The sequence below is a fragment of the Bacillus sp. PK3_68 genome (assembly GCF_003600835.1).
GTDB lineage: Bacteria > Bacillota > Bacilli > Bacillales > Domibacillaceae > Pseudobacillus.
The window spans coordinates 1,846,593-1,862,187 of sequence record NZ_NQYC01000001.1; the positions used below are offsets into that span (position 1 = coordinate 1,846,593).

The 15,595-nt window shown below is 42.3% G+C and carries 19 protein-coding genes and 2 pseudogenes; 12 read left to right on the forward strand and 9 right to left on the reverse strand.

The genetic code is table 11. The features are described 5' to 3' along the window. The first annotated feature begins 53 nt into the window (after window positions 1–53). The 4 genes and pseudogenes from hutG (at window position 54) to CJ483_RS09685 (ending at window position 3,195) form a co-directional block, all read left to right on the forward strand. Window positions 54–1,004, forward strand: coding sequence for a formimidoylglutamase (gene hutG, locus CJ483_RS09670; protein ID WP_120037903.1), 951 nt, complete (start codon window positions 54–56; stop codon window positions 1,002–1,004). Window positions 1,005–1,018: 14 nt separating this feature from the next. Next, on the forward strand, window positions 1,019–2,215 hold the full coding sequence (gene gltS / locus CJ483_RS09675) for a sodium/glutamate symporter (protein WP_120034403.1): 1,197 nt from the start codon (window positions 1,019–1,021) through the stop codon (window positions 2,213–2,215). A gap of 266 nt (window positions 2,216–2,481) precedes the next feature. Then, a complete protein-coding gene (gene yhfH / locus CJ483_RS09680; RefSeq protein ID WP_120034405.1) occupies window positions 2,482–2,610 on the forward strand; it encodes a protein YhfH in 129 nt (42 codons plus the stop codon). Window positions 2,611–2,790: 180 nt separating this feature from the next. Next, a pseudogene (locus CJ483_RS09685) lies at window positions 2,791–3,195 on the forward strand ((deoxy)nucleoside triphosphate pyrophosphohydrolase). 7 nt (window positions 3,196–3,202) lie between these two features. On the opposite strand, the gene CJ483_RS09690 reads toward CJ483_RS09685, so the two are convergent. Next, complete coding sequence (locus CJ483_RS09690; RefSeq protein WP_120034407.1) at window positions 3,203–3,643, reverse strand: GNAT family N-acetyltransferase; 441 nt, start codon at window positions 3,641–3,643, stop codon at window positions 3,203–3,205. A 139-nt stretch (window positions 3,644–3,782) separates the two neighbouring features. Next, window positions 3,783–4,238, reverse strand: coding sequence for a GNAT family N-acetyltransferase (locus tag CJ483_RS09695; RefSeq protein ID WP_120034409.1), 456 nt, complete (start codon window positions 4,236–4,238; stop codon window positions 3,783–3,785). A gap of 468 nt (window positions 4,239–4,706) precedes the next feature. On the opposite strand from CJ483_RS09695, the gene CJ483_RS09700 reads away from it, so the two are divergent. From CJ483_RS09700 to CJ483_RS09720, 5 genes are read left to right on the forward strand one after another with little or no spacing between them, the layout of a single operon-like run. Beyond that, on the forward strand, window positions 4,707–5,660 hold the full coding sequence (locus CJ483_RS09700) for an ABC transporter substrate-binding protein (protein WP_120034411.1): 954 nt from the start codon (window positions 4,707–4,709) through the stop codon (window positions 5,658–5,660). Window position 5,661: 1 nt separating this feature from the next. Next, window positions 5,662–6,696 carry a FecCD family ABC transporter permease gene (locus CJ483_RS09705; RefSeq protein WP_120034413.1) on the forward strand — a complete coding sequence of 345 codons (1,035 nt, stop codon included), beginning with the start codon at window positions 5,662–5,664 and terminating at the stop codon, window positions 6,694–6,696. Then, a complete protein-coding gene (locus tag CJ483_RS09710) occupies window positions 6,683–7,468 on the forward strand; it encodes an ABC transporter ATP-binding protein (RefSeq protein ID WP_120034415.1) in 786 nt (261 codons plus the stop codon). Before CJ483_RS09705 ends, CJ483_RS09710 begins: the two co-directional genes overlap by 14 nt. Then, a complete protein-coding gene (locus CJ483_RS09715; protein ID WP_120034417.1) occupies window positions 7,465–7,875 on the forward strand; it encodes an ankyrin repeat domain-containing protein in 411 nt (136 codons plus the stop codon). The genes CJ483_RS09710 and CJ483_RS09715 overlap by 4 nt, the downstream gene beginning before the upstream one ends. Continuing rightward, window positions 7,872–8,219: an antibiotic biosynthesis monooxygenase gene (locus tag CJ483_RS09720; RefSeq protein ID WP_259455602.1), complete on the forward strand. Its 348-nt coding sequence runs from the start codon at window positions 7,872–7,874 to the stop codon at window positions 8,217–8,219. Before CJ483_RS09715 ends, CJ483_RS09720 begins: the two co-directional genes overlap by 4 nt. A 57-nt stretch (window positions 8,220–8,276) precedes the next feature. Here the strand turns inward: CJ483_RS09720 and CJ483_RS09725 are convergent, their stop codons facing one another. From CJ483_RS09725 to CJ483_RS09735, 3 genes are all read right to left on the reverse strand, one after another. Further along, a complete protein-coding gene (locus tag CJ483_RS09725; protein WP_120034419.1) occupies window positions 8,277–9,209 on the reverse strand; it encodes an NADP-dependent oxidoreductase in 933 nt (310 codons plus the stop codon). A 45-nt stretch (window positions 9,210–9,254) separates the two neighbouring features. Next, complete coding sequence (locus CJ483_RS09730) at window positions 9,255–9,935, reverse strand: type 1 glutamine amidotransferase domain-containing protein (RefSeq protein WP_120034421.1); 681 nt, start codon at window positions 9,933–9,935, stop codon at window positions 9,255–9,257. Between the two features lie 330 nt (window positions 9,936–10,265). Then, the gene (locus CJ483_RS09735) at window positions 10,266–10,559 is read right to left on the reverse strand and encodes an SAV0927 family protein (RefSeq protein ID WP_120034424.1); all 294 of its coding nucleotides are present in this window, start codon (window positions 10,557–10,559) and stop codon (window positions 10,266–10,268) included. Between the two features lie 733 nt (window positions 10,560–11,292). On the opposite strand from CJ483_RS09735, the pseudogene CJ483_RS09740 reads away from it, so the two are divergent. Further along, window positions 11,293–12,651, forward strand: a pseudogene (locus CJ483_RS09740) (IS1182 family transposase). Window positions 12,652–12,859: 208 nt separating this feature from the next. On the opposite strand, the gene CJ483_RS09745 reads toward CJ483_RS09740, so the two are convergent. Both CJ483_RS09745 and CJ483_RS09750 read right to left on the reverse strand, forming a co-directional pair. Next, window positions 12,860–13,255 carry a secondary thiamine-phosphate synthase enzyme YjbQ gene (locus tag CJ483_RS09745; RefSeq protein ID WP_120034426.1) on the reverse strand — a complete coding sequence of 132 codons (396 nt, stop codon included), beginning with the start codon at window positions 13,253–13,255 and terminating at the stop codon, window positions 12,860–12,862. A gap of 35 nt (window positions 13,256–13,290) precedes the next feature. Beyond that, window positions 13,291–14,034, reverse strand: coding sequence for an NADPH-dependent oxidoreductase (locus CJ483_RS09750; protein ID WP_120037907.1), 744 nt, complete (start codon window positions 14,032–14,034; stop codon window positions 13,291–13,293). Between the two features lie 177 nt (window positions 14,035–14,211). Between CJ483_RS09750 and CJ483_RS25725 the strand changes: the two genes are divergently transcribed. Further along, the gene (locus CJ483_RS25725; RefSeq protein WP_481747713.1) at window positions 14,212–14,625 is read left to right on the forward strand and encodes a DUF7225 domain-containing protein; all 414 of its coding nucleotides are present in this window, start codon (window positions 14,212–14,214) and stop codon (window positions 14,623–14,625) included. Further along, window positions 14,619–14,993 (forward strand): DUF6998 domain-containing protein, encoded by a 375-nt coding sequence (locus CJ483_RS25730; protein WP_481747714.1) that lies wholly within the window; start codon window positions 14,619–14,621, stop codon window positions 14,991–14,993. The genes CJ483_RS25725 and CJ483_RS25730 overlap by 7 nt, the downstream gene beginning before the upstream one ends. Before the next feature lie 187 nt (window positions 14,994–15,180). On the opposite strand, the gene CJ483_RS24485 is transcribed toward CJ483_RS25730, so the two are convergent. Next, window positions 15,181–15,321 carry a hypothetical protein gene (locus CJ483_RS24485; protein WP_182917012.1) on the reverse strand — a complete coding sequence of 47 codons (141 nt, stop codon included), beginning with the start codon at window positions 15,319–15,321 and terminating at the stop codon, window positions 15,181–15,183. Between the two features lie 47 nt (window positions 15,322–15,368). Beyond that, entirely contained in the window at window positions 15,369–15,590 is a 222-nt protein-coding gene (locus CJ483_RS09760; protein WP_120034428.1) for a heavy-metal-associated domain-containing protein, read from the reverse strand. Between the last annotated feature and the right edge of the window lie 5 nt (window positions 15,591–15,595).

Below are 15,595 nucleotides of genomic sequence, written 5' to 3' on the forward strand. Positions count from 1 at the left end.
AAAAAGTAAATAATTTCAGAATTTAACGATAATACAGATATGAGGTGATTATTATTTACACGTTGCCAGATAAAAAATATTGGGACGGCAGAATTGATAGTGAGAAGGATCAGAATTCTTTTCGTCTTCATCAGATAGTGGCGCTAAAAGATGCCCAAAAATTAGCGGAAAATGAAAGCGCTTTTGGATTTGTTGGCTTTGAGTGTGAGGAAGGAGTTAGACGCAATAAAGGCAGGCTTGGAGCGGCTCTTGCTCCTAATAAGATCAGACAATTTTTATCAAGCCTTCCATACCGTCTAGAAAAAAAAATAATAGACATAGGAAACATTTCTTGTGAGGGAGAAGCACTCGAAAAAGCCCAGAAAGAGCTTGGCGAATCTATCGGCAAGCTATATAACAGCTCCTCTGTTCCGATCATTTTAGGAGGAGGGCATGAAACCTTATATGGACACTATTTAGGAGCCCGGGGCCATATCGGACCAGATGCTTCATTAGGCATAATCAATATTGATGCTCACTTTGATATGAGAGAGGATCCTCTCCCTTCCTCCGGTACAATGTTCAGACAAATTCTTGAACATGATACAAATGCAGGCTATTTATGTATTGGCATCCAAGAGCTTGGAAATACAGAAGCCCTTTTCCAAACGGCGGACAAGCTAGGCTGCACTTATATTTACGAGGAAGACGTGGCGGCTAATGATTTTCTGCAAACCTTTAAAAAAATTGATCAGTTTGCTGCCCAACATGATTTTCTTATTTTAACTTTGTGTACAGACTCCATTATTTCATATGCAGCTCCTGGAGTCAGCGCTCCTTCCCCTTTTGGGTTGGACCCGAAAACAGTTAAAACACTTTTGAGATACATAGCTGCAAAAAACAACTTGCTTAGCTTCGACATCTCAGAAGTCAATCCGTTATACGATGAAGGAGACCGAACCGTCCGGCTTGCTGCTTATCTTATCGCAGAAGTCATGCGTCATTTCAACCAGAATCACACATAATAAGGAGTGAAACTATGACAGTCGAAATCAACCAGGTAACTACGATCTTCTTAGCGGTCGCTGTCTTTATGATTGGAACATTTTTAAATAAAAAACTTACATTCCTGGATAGGTTTTGTATTCCTGCCCCGGTAGTCGGCGGGCTTTTATTTGCCATCATTGCAACCGTATTAAAAAGCACCAATCTTTTAAGCATTAATTTAGATACTTCCCTTCAAGGACTTTTCATGCTGACTTTCTTTACAACTGTAGGCTTGGGAGCGAGTTTCGCTTTAATTAAGCTCGGTGGAAAATTACTCATTATCTACTGGCTGTCATGCGGCTTTTTAGCACTTATGCAGAATGTGATCGGTGTCTCCTTCGCGAAATTACTCGATATCCATCCGCTCATTGGTGTCATGGTCGGCTCTGTATCAATGGAAGGTGGCCATGGGGCCGCCACAGCATTCGGCACAACCATTGAAAAGTCGGGCATCGACTCTGCTTTATCCGTTGGCCTTGCCGCTGCTACCCTGGGACTGGTTGCTGGCGGCTTAGTCGGCGGACCAATTGTTAAATATTTAGTAAGTAAATATCATTTAAAGCCTTCCGAAACAGAGCTGAATCCAACATCAACCGGCTTGGAGGAAGCAGCAGAATCACCTGTCACATCCCAATCGTTTATGATGCAGGTATTCATCATTACGTTATGTATGGCTTTAGGGTCCTATCTCGGGAATTTATTCACAAGCCTCACCGATTTTTCTCTACCTGATTACGTAAGTGCGATGTTTGTTGCTGTTATTGTACGTAATATTCTTGATCAATTCGATAAAGGCATTATCCAAATGAAAAGCATCTCGCTCATTGGCGACATTACACTGGGTGTCTTTTTGTCCATGGCCCTAATGAGCATCAAGCTGTGGGAGATCGCCGACCTTGCTCTTCCTCTGATCATTATTGTACTTATTCAAGTATTATTCATCGCACTGTTTGGCATCTTCGTTCTCTTCAAGCTACTGGGCAAGGATTATGATGCAGCTGTTATGGTCGCCGGATTTACGGGGCACGGTCTCGGGGCCACCCCTAATGCCATCGCTAATATGAGCGCTGTTGTAAACAAATTTGGCCCTTCTCAAAAAGCTTTCTTGATTGTTCCGATTGTTGGCGCCTTCTTAATTGATGTATTTGCCATGCCAATTATTATTACAACCATAAATATGTTTAGCTAGAAACTGTTGCTAAAGCCTAGAATAGTAGGCTTTAGCAACAGTTTTTTATTCGTAAGGCCCTGTTATATTTGTTTGTTGATCTTCACTGCAGACGGACGTTTTTCGCTATAATCCAGATTGAAAAAACAACATTTCTTTTTAGTAAAGCTACTTGTAAAAAAAAGCAAAACAATTGTATAACAGATGTTGACTTTTAAAATCTGTTATAATACAATGGTTTCAAAGATAAATAAGTCAGAATAATTAAAAAATTGGAGGTCGTCATTATGATGCCATTAGAATTTTATCGCAATATTCCAGGAAAAGAATGCTGCCAGTGCGGAGCACAAATCATTGAACAACATGAGTCTTATCATAATGAATGTGAATATTGTCTAAGTAAGATAGAAGAATAAGCCGTTCATTTTGTATGGATCCGCCTGTTATGAAGAACAACAGAGCGGATTCTTTTATAACCTCATATAAAAACTGTTTGGAATGGTTGACTGCTAACGCATAACAAATCAATCTGTCGGCAGAATATCAAATATACTTATCAGCCATTATTAAAAGTTGGATCTGCTAAGGGGGCTCTAATGAGAAAAACGATCAAAGTCGTCGCTGCTGTCTGTATTGATGAACATGATTGTGTATTATGCGCTTTACGCTCGCCGATCATGCCTTTACCGAATTTATGGGAATTTGCAGGAGGAAAAGTTGAAAAGGGAGAAACTCCTGAGGAATCACTCGTGAGAGAAATTCAGAAGGAACTAGGCTGCCTAGTATAAGTTCATGAATTGATTGAAGATGTGTCTCATGAGCATCCTCATGTTGTTGTGAACTTGCTTACCTATCGAGCAACCATCGTAGAAGGAGCTCCAAAAGCAAAAGAACATGCACAAATCAAATGGGTGCCCCTTCAAGAGCTACGCTCGTTAAAATGGGCACCCGCTGATATTCCGACAGTGGATAAGCTTCTGACAGACGAACTGAGCGTTTAAGATCTTATTAGACGTTTAGCTCGTAATAGAAAAACTGCTCATCCTTTATCCATCCATCTGATTCATATAAATGTTGTGCGGAGATATTGTCTACTGCTGTTTGTAGCTTCAATCCTTTCGCATCTGTTTCTTTTGCAAATTGTTTGGCAGCGTGTAACAGCTGTCTCCCTGCTCCCTTATTTCTACTTTCCGCTGTTACGAATAGATCATTTAAAATCCAGATCCGCTTCATTGAAACAGACGAAAAAGCGGGATACAATTGAGTGAATCCAATATACTCGCCATTTTCAACTGCTGTAAAAATAACAGATTCCTTCTTTTCCATTCGTTCGCGTACGAAGTCCTCTGCTGCCTGTATGTTTGAGGCCTGTTTGTAAAAAACTCTGTATGAGTTAAACAGCTTAGCCACTCCATTGATATCCTCTTGTGTTGCCTGATAAATCTCCATCTCGCTTCCCCCATTCCAGTTTCTTTACAATTACAGAATATATCATCTTTGCGGAAAACAAAAAAATTTTCACACTTTTCTTTCTATTTCTAATTTATTTTAAATAGTTTATTCATGCTTGCATAATCATTTTGTTCTGTTATTTGATTTCATAGTTTAGCCACACAGCCTTGTCCGCTCCTACCTTATCATACAAGGCCTGAGCCGCCAGGTTATCGTGTGCTGTTTCCCAAATCATATGGGAATAATTATTTTCTCTTATATAATCAATGCTATGCTGAAGCAGCTTTTCGCCAATTTGTTGTCCCCTTGCGGCCGATGTTACATATAAATCGTAGAGGATAGCCATACGCTTTACTTCCAGTGTATTAAAAGTGAAGTATAGCGTAGAAAACCCGACGATTTGGCGAGGACTTTTTTCTGCCACAAATTGAATGCCCTCATAAGGATTGGCAATTAAATGTACAATTAATTTTTCAAGTGAGCCTTCATCCGGACGATCACAGTTATAAAAATCGACGATGTATTCATACATCAAATCCATCAGCTGTGGTATGTCACTTTCAACAACAGGTCGAATGCTTATATGTTCCATATTTCCTTCCCCCAATTTATGAAATGTCATTGTACTTTATGCAAGTTGTATGCCGTCAAGGATAGAATTCCTCTTATATGGAAGACGTTATTTTTTGTATTTCTTATGTTAGCCAGGCAGTTGAAGCACTCATAAATGAAGAAAAAGATACAGTGTTTTGAAATTAGAGGAAAAACTTTTTGACTTTACCACTCGGAAAATCAGACACCTTTGAAGATCAAGATTATATCTGAATACTTAGCTATCCTAAAGCTGCAGAAACCGATCTTTTGCCGCCTCTCTTCAATGAATAACGGTCAAATCTTGCTGTATTCCGTCCCTTTCAGCAAGATATTTTTCCTATTTTAACCTCCCAGATAGACGAAAAATTAGTTTTATTTTCCAAAACATCATTGACATTGATAATCATTATCAATATTATTAAAACTAATGATAATGATTATCATTTTTATTTAGGAGGATTGCATAATGAGAAAAGCATTTCTATTTTTTACTGGCTTGACCTTGCTGTTTATGTTAGCTGCCTGCAGTGCCAGTGAACAGCAATCAGCTGGAAAGGATAGCGAAGCACAAGCGAAAGAATCAGCTGGAATCGAAATAACGGATGACTCTGGACAGACGATTACATTTGATTCCGCTCCCGAGTCTGTCGCTACCCTGAGTTCAGGAGATTTAGATATTTTGTTAGCTTTAGGCGCGAATGTAACGGGACGGCCGACAGCCAATGGACATGTAGTTAAAGAAATGAAAAACATTCCTGAAATTGGTAATTTACACCAGCCGAATTTTGAAAAAATTAGTGAAGTCCATCCCGCTGTTTTAGCCGCTCCTGTAAGTTTCAAACAACAGTCAGCAAATATTGAACAGCAAGGAACAAAGGTTCTTTACACACAAGCCAACTCGGTAAAAGACATTCAAGAAACCATTACGATGTACGGAAAGCTATTGCAAAAAGAAGCTGAAGCGAAAGAGTTGAATAAAGTTATTGACGAAAAGAAAGAAAGTGTGGAAAAAAGTCAAAGCAACCCGGTCGATACGCTCCTAGTGTATGGAGCTCCTGGCACCTATCTCGCTGCCTTGCCAAACTCCCTTTCTGGAGATTTACTAGAAAAAGCCGGCGGAAAAAACATCGCCTCTGACTTTCCAAAGGAGGAAAAGTTCCCTCAGTATGCCAGCTTAAGTGTAGAAAAGATCATCGAAAGAAACCCACAGGCTGTTATGCTCATTACCCATGGCGATCCTGAAGCAGTCAAATCAGCGTTTGAAAAAGAAATGATGAAAAGTGCTGCCTGGAAAAACCTTGATGCAGTGAAAAACGGCAATGTTGTTGTTCTGCCTTCTCACTTATTTGGCACTAACCCTGGAACAAAAGTAACCGAAGCGTTGGAAGTAATGAAGGAAAGTCTCGAAAAGGTGAAATAAAGTGGAAGCCATAGAAGTAAAAGAATTTGCAAAGGCCCACCCATTCTCCAAGAAAAGAACCTGGTTCATCTGGACTCTTGGCTTATTGCTGTGTCTATCTTGTTTATCAAGCTTGATGATTGGAACGGTTTCTTTTTCAGTTAGTGACATCTGGAATGGCATTTTTCATACAGCTGACACGCTTGAAAGAAGGATTGTATGGGAGCTTCGACTTCCGCGGATGCTTGTTGGCATGATGGTTGGCATGTGTCTCTCCGCCTCGGGAGCCATTTTGCAGGGAGTGATGAAGAATCCGCTCGCTGATCCGGGAATTATTGGAGTTTCATCAGGGGCTGGCTTAGCTGCAGTAACTATTATGATTATTTTCCCGGCTTATCTTATGTTTCTGCCACTCGCCGCTTTTCTCGGAGCCCTTATTACAGCACTCGTTATTTACATTTTGTCGTGGAAAGGCGGCACGTCCCCTGTCCGGATCATTTTGGTCGGTGTTGCTATTAACGCTATTCTTGGCGCCATCATGAGCGCGCTCATGATGCTGTATAGCGATCGGGTGCAATCTGTTCTTCCCTGGCTTGCCGGGGGAATTGGCGGAACCGGCTGGGTACAGTTCAACATGATTGTTTATTATACAGCTGCCGCTCTGATTTTATCTCTGTTTTCAATTAAGCATATTCGTATTTTGCGGCTTGGCGATGAAGTGGCCAAACTGCTTGGACACAATGTAGAACGGAGCCGGTTTCTGCTGATTGTGCTTAGCACGCTCCTTGCTGGTATTGCTGTCAGCGTATCAGGGCTCATCGGTTTTGTCGGATTGGTCGTCCCTCATATACTAAGAACCACTATCGGCGGTGATTATCGGTACTTACTCCCTGCCTCAGCACTTGGCGGCGGTCTGCTTGTTGTTGTCGCTGATACAGTGGCCCGGAGTGCTTTTAATCCGATTGAGCTACCTGTCGGCATTTTACTTGCCTTTCTAGGCGGGCCATTTTTCTTATATATGATTCAAAGACGGAGGGATTCATTTGCTTCTCACTAAAGATCTGTCATTCGAGCATGCTTCTTCCTTTCAATTGAAAGATACAGATATTCATATTGAAAAAGGTGAAATTGTCAGCTTAATCGGCCCAAACGGTTCAGGGAAATCTACACTTCTGCGCATCATTTCCCGGCTTATTTCTCCCAAAAGCGGTGAAGTGATCCTTGACGGTAAAAACATCCGGTCAATGAAAAGCATGGAGGTAGCCAAAAAACTAGCCATGCTTCCGCAAATGCAGGATCATCAACTAGATTTAACCGTAGGAGAACTCGTTGAATTTGGTCGATATCCCTATCGGGGAGCTTACAGCAAACTGAAAGAAGAGGACAAGCATATTATTCAATGGGCCCTTGATGTTACACAACTTGGCCCTCTACAAAACCGTATGCTGCAGACACTTTCCGGCGGCGAGCGACAAAGAGCTTGGATTGCGATGGCGATTGCCCAGCGTCCAGATGTTTTGTTGTTAGATGAGCCCACTACTTTCCTTGATATCTCTCACCAGCTGGAAGTCATGGAACTGGTGAAAGAGCTTAATGATCAATTTAATATGACTGTGGTCATGGTGCTGCATGATATCAATCAGGCAGCGCGCTACAGCGATCGGCTAATTGTTTTAAAAAATGGCAAAATCGAATATGAAGGCCTTCCCCAATGCGTATTATGCAAGGAAATGTTCCGCTCGATCTTTGAAATTGATGCCCATATATATCAGGAAAATGGCAAAGCCTTTTTTACTCCGATTAAATTAAGAAAGGAAGAGTATGCATGAAAAAAGAACCTCTTAATCAGGATTCAGTGAGAGAATTTATTGTGGCGGCCCATGGGAATTTCGATGAGGTAAAGAAGCTGTTAGCAGCCGAACCTGCACTTCTTCACTCCTCTATCAACTGGGGAGGCGATGATTGGGAAAGTGCGCTCGGCGCAGCAGCACACACAGGCAGAAGAGATATTGCCCAATTTCTTCTTGACCGAGGAGCGCGAATGGACATTTTTGCCGCCGCTATGCTTGGCGAGCTGCCTATCATTCAGGCCATGCTTAGTGCTTGCCCCTCTTTGCTTCATGCTAAAGGGGCACACGGCATTCCACTACTCCGCCATGCAGAGATGGGCGGAGAGCCGGCTTTTCCTGTGTATGAATATATAGATAAATTATTGTCTGAGGAGGCAGTTCTATGAGAATGATGAAAGCTGTGAATACGATTAAAATCAAAAAAGGAAGAGCAGAAGAGGTTTTATCCCGTTTCGCCAGGCCGAAAGCTGTTCATACATTTGAGGGATTTGTATTGATGGAAGTACTAAAAACAGAAAGCTTGTCCGATTATGATGAGTTAAAGATCTGCACTACATGGGAAGACCGTCAATTCTTTGATAACTGGGTAGAAGGAAGAGGAGCAAAGAATGCCCATCAGCAAAGCCGCGAGCAAAATCCTGAGGATAGTCCAATCATTGGCTCCCACCTAATAACCTTTGAAGTCATCTACCAGCATAAGCCGGCTGCAGAAGCGAGCCAAAGCTTATAAAAAATCAAAGGCGAGCCTTTTATCTGCTCGCCTTTTTCTTGATATGAAACAGTCCGCTTACATTTCAATCACGATTTTTCCCTTTGCATGGTGGGTTTCACTTAAGGCATGGGCTTCTTTTATCCCTTCAGCCGTCAGCGGAAACCGGTGTCCGATTATGACCTTTAATTTACCTTGCGCTAAAAGATCGGCCATTTTTGCCAGCTGCTCTCCATTTGGAACGAGCCAAATGTTCTTCGCTTTAATATTCCTAAGCGCTGCTTTTTCTTGATCCGGTTCAGAAACGATAGACGCCATTCTGCCTCCCTCTCTCAAAACTGTAAAGCTCTTTTCTTGATTTTCTCCTCCCAATGAATCGAGCACAAAATCGAAATCGGCAAGGGCTGTTTCGAAATCTTGTTTCTTATAATCAATCACCTGATCGGCTCCAAGAGATTGCAGTAATTCAACGTTGTGGGTACTCGCTGTCGCAGCGACATAGGCACCAGCATGTTTAGCCAGCTGAATAGCAAAGGTTCCGACTCCGCCGGCCCCTGCGTGAATAAGCACTTTATCTCCCGCTTTCACTTCTCCAAAATCGAACAAACATTGCCATGCGGTCAGTCCAGCAAGAGGCACACAGGCTGCTTCTTCAAAGCTAATATTATCCGGAATCTTGACAAGCAAGTGTGAATCGACCGCAGTGTATTCTGCATATGTTCCTCTATTCGTTGTTTCTGGACGTGCAAACACTCTGTCACCCGCTTTGAACCCTTCAACGTTTTCACCAACTTCTTCGATTATGCCTGAAGCATCCCATCCTAAAATAATCGGGAATTCAAATGGCATCATTGTTTGTAGATAGCCTTCCCGGAGCTTCCAGTCAATCGGGTTAATCGAAGTTGCATGGAGCTTCACAATGACCTCATTCTTCCCGGCGCTCGGCTTTTGGATGTTCATTTCCTTTAATTGCTCGCTGCCGCCATATTGCTCAATGACAATTGCCTTCACAGTCGCTCACCCTCTTTTCCAATATCATTTTTCTTACACTGGCCTTTATTTTCTTTTTTCAAGCGCTTTAACTAGCTCTTCTCCCATTCGTTCAGAAGAGAATGGATCACGGCTCGTAACAATTTGCTCACTCGCCCAGACAGCATGCGCTTTTTCGCTTAAATTCCCTTTATCATATGAAGCAATGTGAGTGAGTTCCTGCTCCAGACTAAACGGCAAAATATCCAACAAGCCTTCCGGTTCAATTTCATCCGGGTATCCCGTTACTCTCTTGCCGGCAATAATACTTTTTCCATTAGGACGCAATGTCCAAATAAGCGGAGCCGGGCCATGACACTCTGCAGCAACAATGCCGCCCTGATCATACACTTGATTAATAATACGGTGTAAATCTTCATTTTTTGCCAAGTCATACATCGCTCCATGCCCGCCAACAATCAAAATGACATCATAGTCATTCGCCTGTACATCTGAGAGCTTTTTTGTATCATCTGCTCTTCCAGATTCATACAGGGCTTTATACGTTCCTTCGGGATCATACTCCGGAGAAAGGCTTGCCAGATCAACAGTTGGCTTACCACCTAATGGAGAAGCAAGGTCTACGTGATGGCCAGCGTTTTCTAAAATCTGCAATGGAGCAAATAATTCTTCCCCCCACCAGCCTGTTTCGTAATTATTTTTTTCATCTTTATATCCGCTAGACAAAACTGCTAATACTTTTCCCATTTCCATCTCTCCTTTATTTACATTTGAAACAAGTCAACCCTGCACGGATCGTCATCATTCACCCGGTTTCCACCAGCTATTGAAAAGTACCCTTTCAAGGATTGGGCAAAACTATTTCTAGTTTGCACCAAGCTTGACAAGATATTCTCTACATTTCTTGTATCCAAGAGCTTGCTGCTTTCTCAAGCAGGTCGATTCATTTCATTGCTGTTCCACATTCAAGAAAAAATTTAACGGCCTTTCCCTGATTAATGATCAAGAAAAGGCCGTTATTTATCTCTTACATTTCCAGTACATCTCAGTAAACCAATAAGAAAGCAGACTTCCTATTTAATAAGAAGGCTTAGCTGGTTCGTATGTTCCTAACGCCGTATAAAGAAAATCTTGGATGGCTTTTATGTCTTCTTCTTCAACCCCTAGCCTCTGGGCCCAGTATGGGCTGTTTTCAATGTCCTCTTCACACATGAGTACCATTTGGCCGTTTTGAAGAGAAAGAACAATGCTGTTACCTAAAAACTGCTTTGTATCAATAATCGCTAAGTCGTAACGATGGTGATCCGTAATACAACATACGAAACGATTGGATTGCAGTTCAGTCTCATCTAACAAAAAAGTTATATCCATTTTACCCCATCCTTTCACTCGATTTAGCGGCCTAAAGAATTAAATACTATTCCTTAGCTCAAGAATCGCTCTTTTTTCCTTTTAATAATAGAAAAGCAAGATTCATGCCACCTTTAAAATGCGATCGAAATAAAATAGAGCCCCGATACAACACAGCGCAAATAGCCTGGATGAACCGTTCAGGAATAAGAAAGAGAACAAGGCGACCAAACTTTTATTCATTTTTGGGTTCTTAACTCTATTTTGAATAAAGGAGCCCTCTTTTCTCTTGGTAGAACGATTGAATGAACAACTATTGTTACTTGGTATCAATCTAAAAAACTTCTCCTAACCGTCACCCGGTCTGTCTTCTCTCCTCACAGAGACACGATGCCGGCTGAATCCCTCCCATCCCTGTACTTTTCCGATAAATGCATACAAAAAACGGAAGCTGTGTTATACAGCTTCCGTTCAGACTGTAGACAAACTCAATGAAATTCTAGAGTTTGTCTACAGTCCTTTTTATTTTGCTTGTGAATGAGGGCTGTTGATTTCCATTCCAGGCGCTTCGCTTTCCGCGGGGCGGGCGGTGAGCCTCCTCGCCGCGAAAGCGCCTGCGGGGTCTCACCTGTCCCGCTGATCCCGCAGGAGTCTTTGCGCCATCCATTTCAATCAACAGGGGTTACAAAGTTAGAGTAGCCGTACAACCATACCTGTTTTAAAATAAATAGATCAAACACTTGAGGTGAGAAAGATGCTTTCGAAAAACAATCCAATCCAACGGAATCAAATAGAAATGATCGCTCTAGACCAGCTTGTACCAGAGAATCACCTGGTCCGTAAAATGGAGGCAGCGATGGATTTCTCTTTTATTTATGACTTGGTGGAAGGATTGTATGCGGAAGTGGGCCGCCCAAGCATTGATCCAATTATTTTAATTAAACTAACATTTATCCAATATGCCTTTGGCATTTGATCCATGCGCAAGACGATCGAGGAAGTGGAAACGAATATGGCCTACCGCTGGTTTCTCGGTTATGGATTCCATGATAAAGTGCCGCATTTCTCTACCTTCGGTAAGAACTACGAGCGTCGCTTTAAAGATACCGACCTGTTTGAACAGATCTTCTATCGTATCTTAAAAATAGCTGCCGAGAAAAAGCTCATTAGTGCGGAGCACGTTTTTGTGGATTCCACTCATGTAAAAGCTAGCGCGAATAAGCGTAAATTTGAAAAGAAAATGGTTCGCAAAGAAACACGCGCGTATCAGGAACGCCTCCGAGAAGAGATTAATCAGGACCGAGAGGATCATGGAAAAAAGCCGTTCCCGCCAGATAAGTTCGATAAAGAAGAAACAAAAGAAATCAAGGAAAGTACAACCGATCCGGACAGTGGCTACTACGTTAAAGACGAACGAACCAAACAATTTGCCTATTCCTTTCACGCGGCCGCAGACCGTAAGGGATTCGTAATTGGCACAATGGTCACATCAGGCAACACACATGACAGCCAAATCTTAGAGCCGTTAATGGAGAAAGTGATAGAAAAGGTAGGAAAACCTAAAGCTGTTGGTGCAGACGGAGCTTACAAAACACCTGCCATTGCCAGTTATTTAATGGAAAACGGCATGACACCTGCTTTGCCTTATACACGGCCGCGCACAAAAGAGGGCTTCTTCAGAAAGCATGACTATGTGTACGATGAACATTTTGACTGTTACCTTTGTCCGGCAGGGGAAGTATTGAATTACTCAACGACGAATAAGGAAGACTATCGTGAATACAGATCACCCAAACAGGTTTGTACCTCCTGCCCTTTTTTAGCTAAATGCACGGAAAGCAGAAATCATCAAAAAGTGGTGACACGCCATATTTGGCAGAAATATATGGAAGAGGCCGACCATCTTCGCCACCACGAAGAAGTTAAAGCGATTTATGCGGAGCGAAAAGAAACGATTGAGCGTGTATTCGCAGATGCAAAAGAAAAGCATGGCATGCGTTGGACAACGTTAAGGGGACTTAAAAAATTGTCGATGCAAGCGATGCTTACTTTCGCTGCCATGAATCTCAAGAAAATGGCCAGCTGGACTTGGCGAGAACCAGAAATGGCTTAAATGATGACCTCGGAGAGGTCTATCTTTCTCTCGAATGGCTTTAAAACTACCGAAAAATCAAAAGGGGTTCGGAATAAGACTATTCCGAACCCCTTTTGTCGACAAACTGAACGGAAGCTGTGTTATACAGCTTCCGTTCTTTGGTAATCTCCATACCCAAGGCTCGGGATGGATAAAAAATATCCTTAAGCGTTCTACAAGTTGCTAGCTACAGAGTTTTTACGTAAAAATTACGTGTGCGTGGCCCATCAAACTCACAAAAATAAATGCCCTGCCACGTTCCAAGAAGCAGACGGCCTTCCGCAACAATGACATGCTGGGATGACCCGACTGTGCTAGATTTCATATGGGCCGCTGTATTGCCCTCCGCATGCCGATCCAATGAGTGCTCCCACGGATACACTTCATCAAAGCGCCGAATCATATCCCGCTTTACATCTGGATCTGCATTTTCATTGATCGTTATGCCTGCTGTTGTATGGGGACAATACACAACAACAGCCCCATCCTGTATCCCTTGCTCCTTAATGAAATTCTTCACTTCCTGAGTCACGTCGATCATTTGATCACGACTGTTCGTGTTTAACGTAAATCTTTTGAGCATGGCTTCCTCTCCTAAAAAAAATTGAATGATAGCTTCTATTCTTTTCCTCCAGGAAATTTCTGCTGCTTCAGCATGTCAGCAATGCCCTCATAATAAGGCTGGCGGTAAAAAGAGGCCACTGTTTTTGTCCACGTGCCCGCCCGCTGCGCTCCGCTTCTTTCAACTAAATAATTAGCGTAATCGTCATTATACTTTTCAAGCAACGGCTTTTGTTCTTGCTGATAAGTATTCTCGTGATAGACTGCTTCTTTCGGCAAGCGCGGCTTTTGTCCGGTGTCCTTTCCGGGATGACCAATACATAGACCGGTGATCGGGATCACATAAGGCGGAAGAGCGAGCTCTTTTACCACCTCTAAAGAATGGCGGCGGATGCCTCCGATCGGTACCGTACCAAGCCCAAAGGATTCAGCTGCAGCCACAGCCGTTCCAAGAGCAATCCCGACATCTGTCACTCCAACAATTAATGTATCAATATCTTCAATAGCCTCCATCGGCATACCTTCCATCTCGCTTGCCAAATGTGTCCGATAAAAATCTGCACAGAATATGAGGAAGACGGCTGCTTCCTCCACATGTTTCTGTCCGCCGCACAGCTCGGCAAATCGTTTCTTGCGCTCCGTGTCCTTGATCGCGATAATAGATAGCTGCTGTCCGTTAATCCAATTTGGAGCGGCCTGCACGGCCTGAATAATTTGATCTAATTGTTCCTCATCTACCGGTTTGTTTTCAAACGACCGGAACGAGCGATGGGATAATAATGTTTGAATTACTTCATTCACCAATGGTTTCCTCCTCATAATTCTCTTTTACATTTCTTCTTTTTCATCGTAACGCAATGGTCTGAAGATTTCAAAAAACACACTCCACAGCAGAGAGATGCATCAGCTAGCATTCACTTTACCCACATTTAGCCGATAGAATAGCTGAGTGCACAATAGAAGGAGAGCAGCCATAAAATGACTATTTATGAACAAATGAAGATTGTCTTACAAGGTAAGTTAAATGAACTGATCACCTCTTCACATGTGAAATCTGCTTTAATGAGTCAATTTGGGACGAATCCGGACAGCGTGATCCTTTCTGATTACTGTTATAACCGCTTTAATAATGGAATCCCCTTTAATAAGCATTTATTTCTATACATAAATAGAAATACGTATAAATACTTAGGAGAACAGTATCCGTATACTGGCCTTATTTTTCACAAACCTAAAGGATCTGATGAAGAAATAGTGATCGGAGAGTGGAGAAACGGAGTAAGCAGCTTTTATGAAAAAAAGAGGACTTTCCCGTTGGTAACCGAAGTCAGATTCCCTCCATTGGCAAAGAGCAGATCAGCAAACTTTATGAAGAGTACAACCAAATGCTAAAGTATGAAATGAGCTTACTAAATTGTAAGCCGACAGAACTCCGGCATCTAATCGGAAGGATTGGCGAATTCCTTTGCGCGATCCACACAAATGGAAGTCTAGCCAGACAAACGAACCAGCACGGCTTTGATGTCATAAGTAAGGGAAGGAGAATCAGCGTTAAAACCACTGCCCAAACGAGCGGATTTATTACCGTTAACCAGAACACATTTGCAGAATTTGATGACTTCTTCGTTGTTCAATATATCCATGATGAATTTAAAGTTATCTATTACGGGCCGAAGGAAGGGATACTTGACGTAGCGAGAAGATATGAAAATAAATATGAAATCGACATAAAGAAATTAAAGACGGTATCTGTTCGTTAGTGGCTATCCTGCTGTTTAGATAGAATCGACTAGCTTTTTATTCCATATAGGCCCTTTTTAACATACAACTAATCGATTCTTTTTCATAGCTTCATATTCCTTTTTCCACTTAACAAAAAACACCGGACAAAAGACGATTGCAGCTCGTCCGCTTTGCACGGTGTTCCTTCAAGCATCAGATTATTTGTTATTCCTCATCGAAGGAGGGCAATTGACGGTCCGTTCGGCATTTTTCACAAACGTGCAGTAACCCCGCCTGCAATTGCCATTCTCCATTTTGGCTCATTTCCATTTCTTCCTCGCTTCCGCACACTTCGCAAACTTTCATCTCTATTCCTCCTTTTCTCAAGAGAAATGCTTTCTACCGTTACTTTTTTAATGATTTTGATCTTCTTCTATTTCAAACCCGCTATCCAGTAGAGCTTGTTGAAAGTCCGTATAAGAAGCCGCCTCTTCATTGTAGCTGAAGACGGCTTCTCCGCTGGCCGGGTTTACTTCTGTTCTTCGCACTCCCCACACGGATTCCAATGCTTGTGAAGCTTTTTCTGCCTCCTGCTGGGTCAGCTTATTTTTCAACCTGATGACTCCCTTTGGCACGGCAA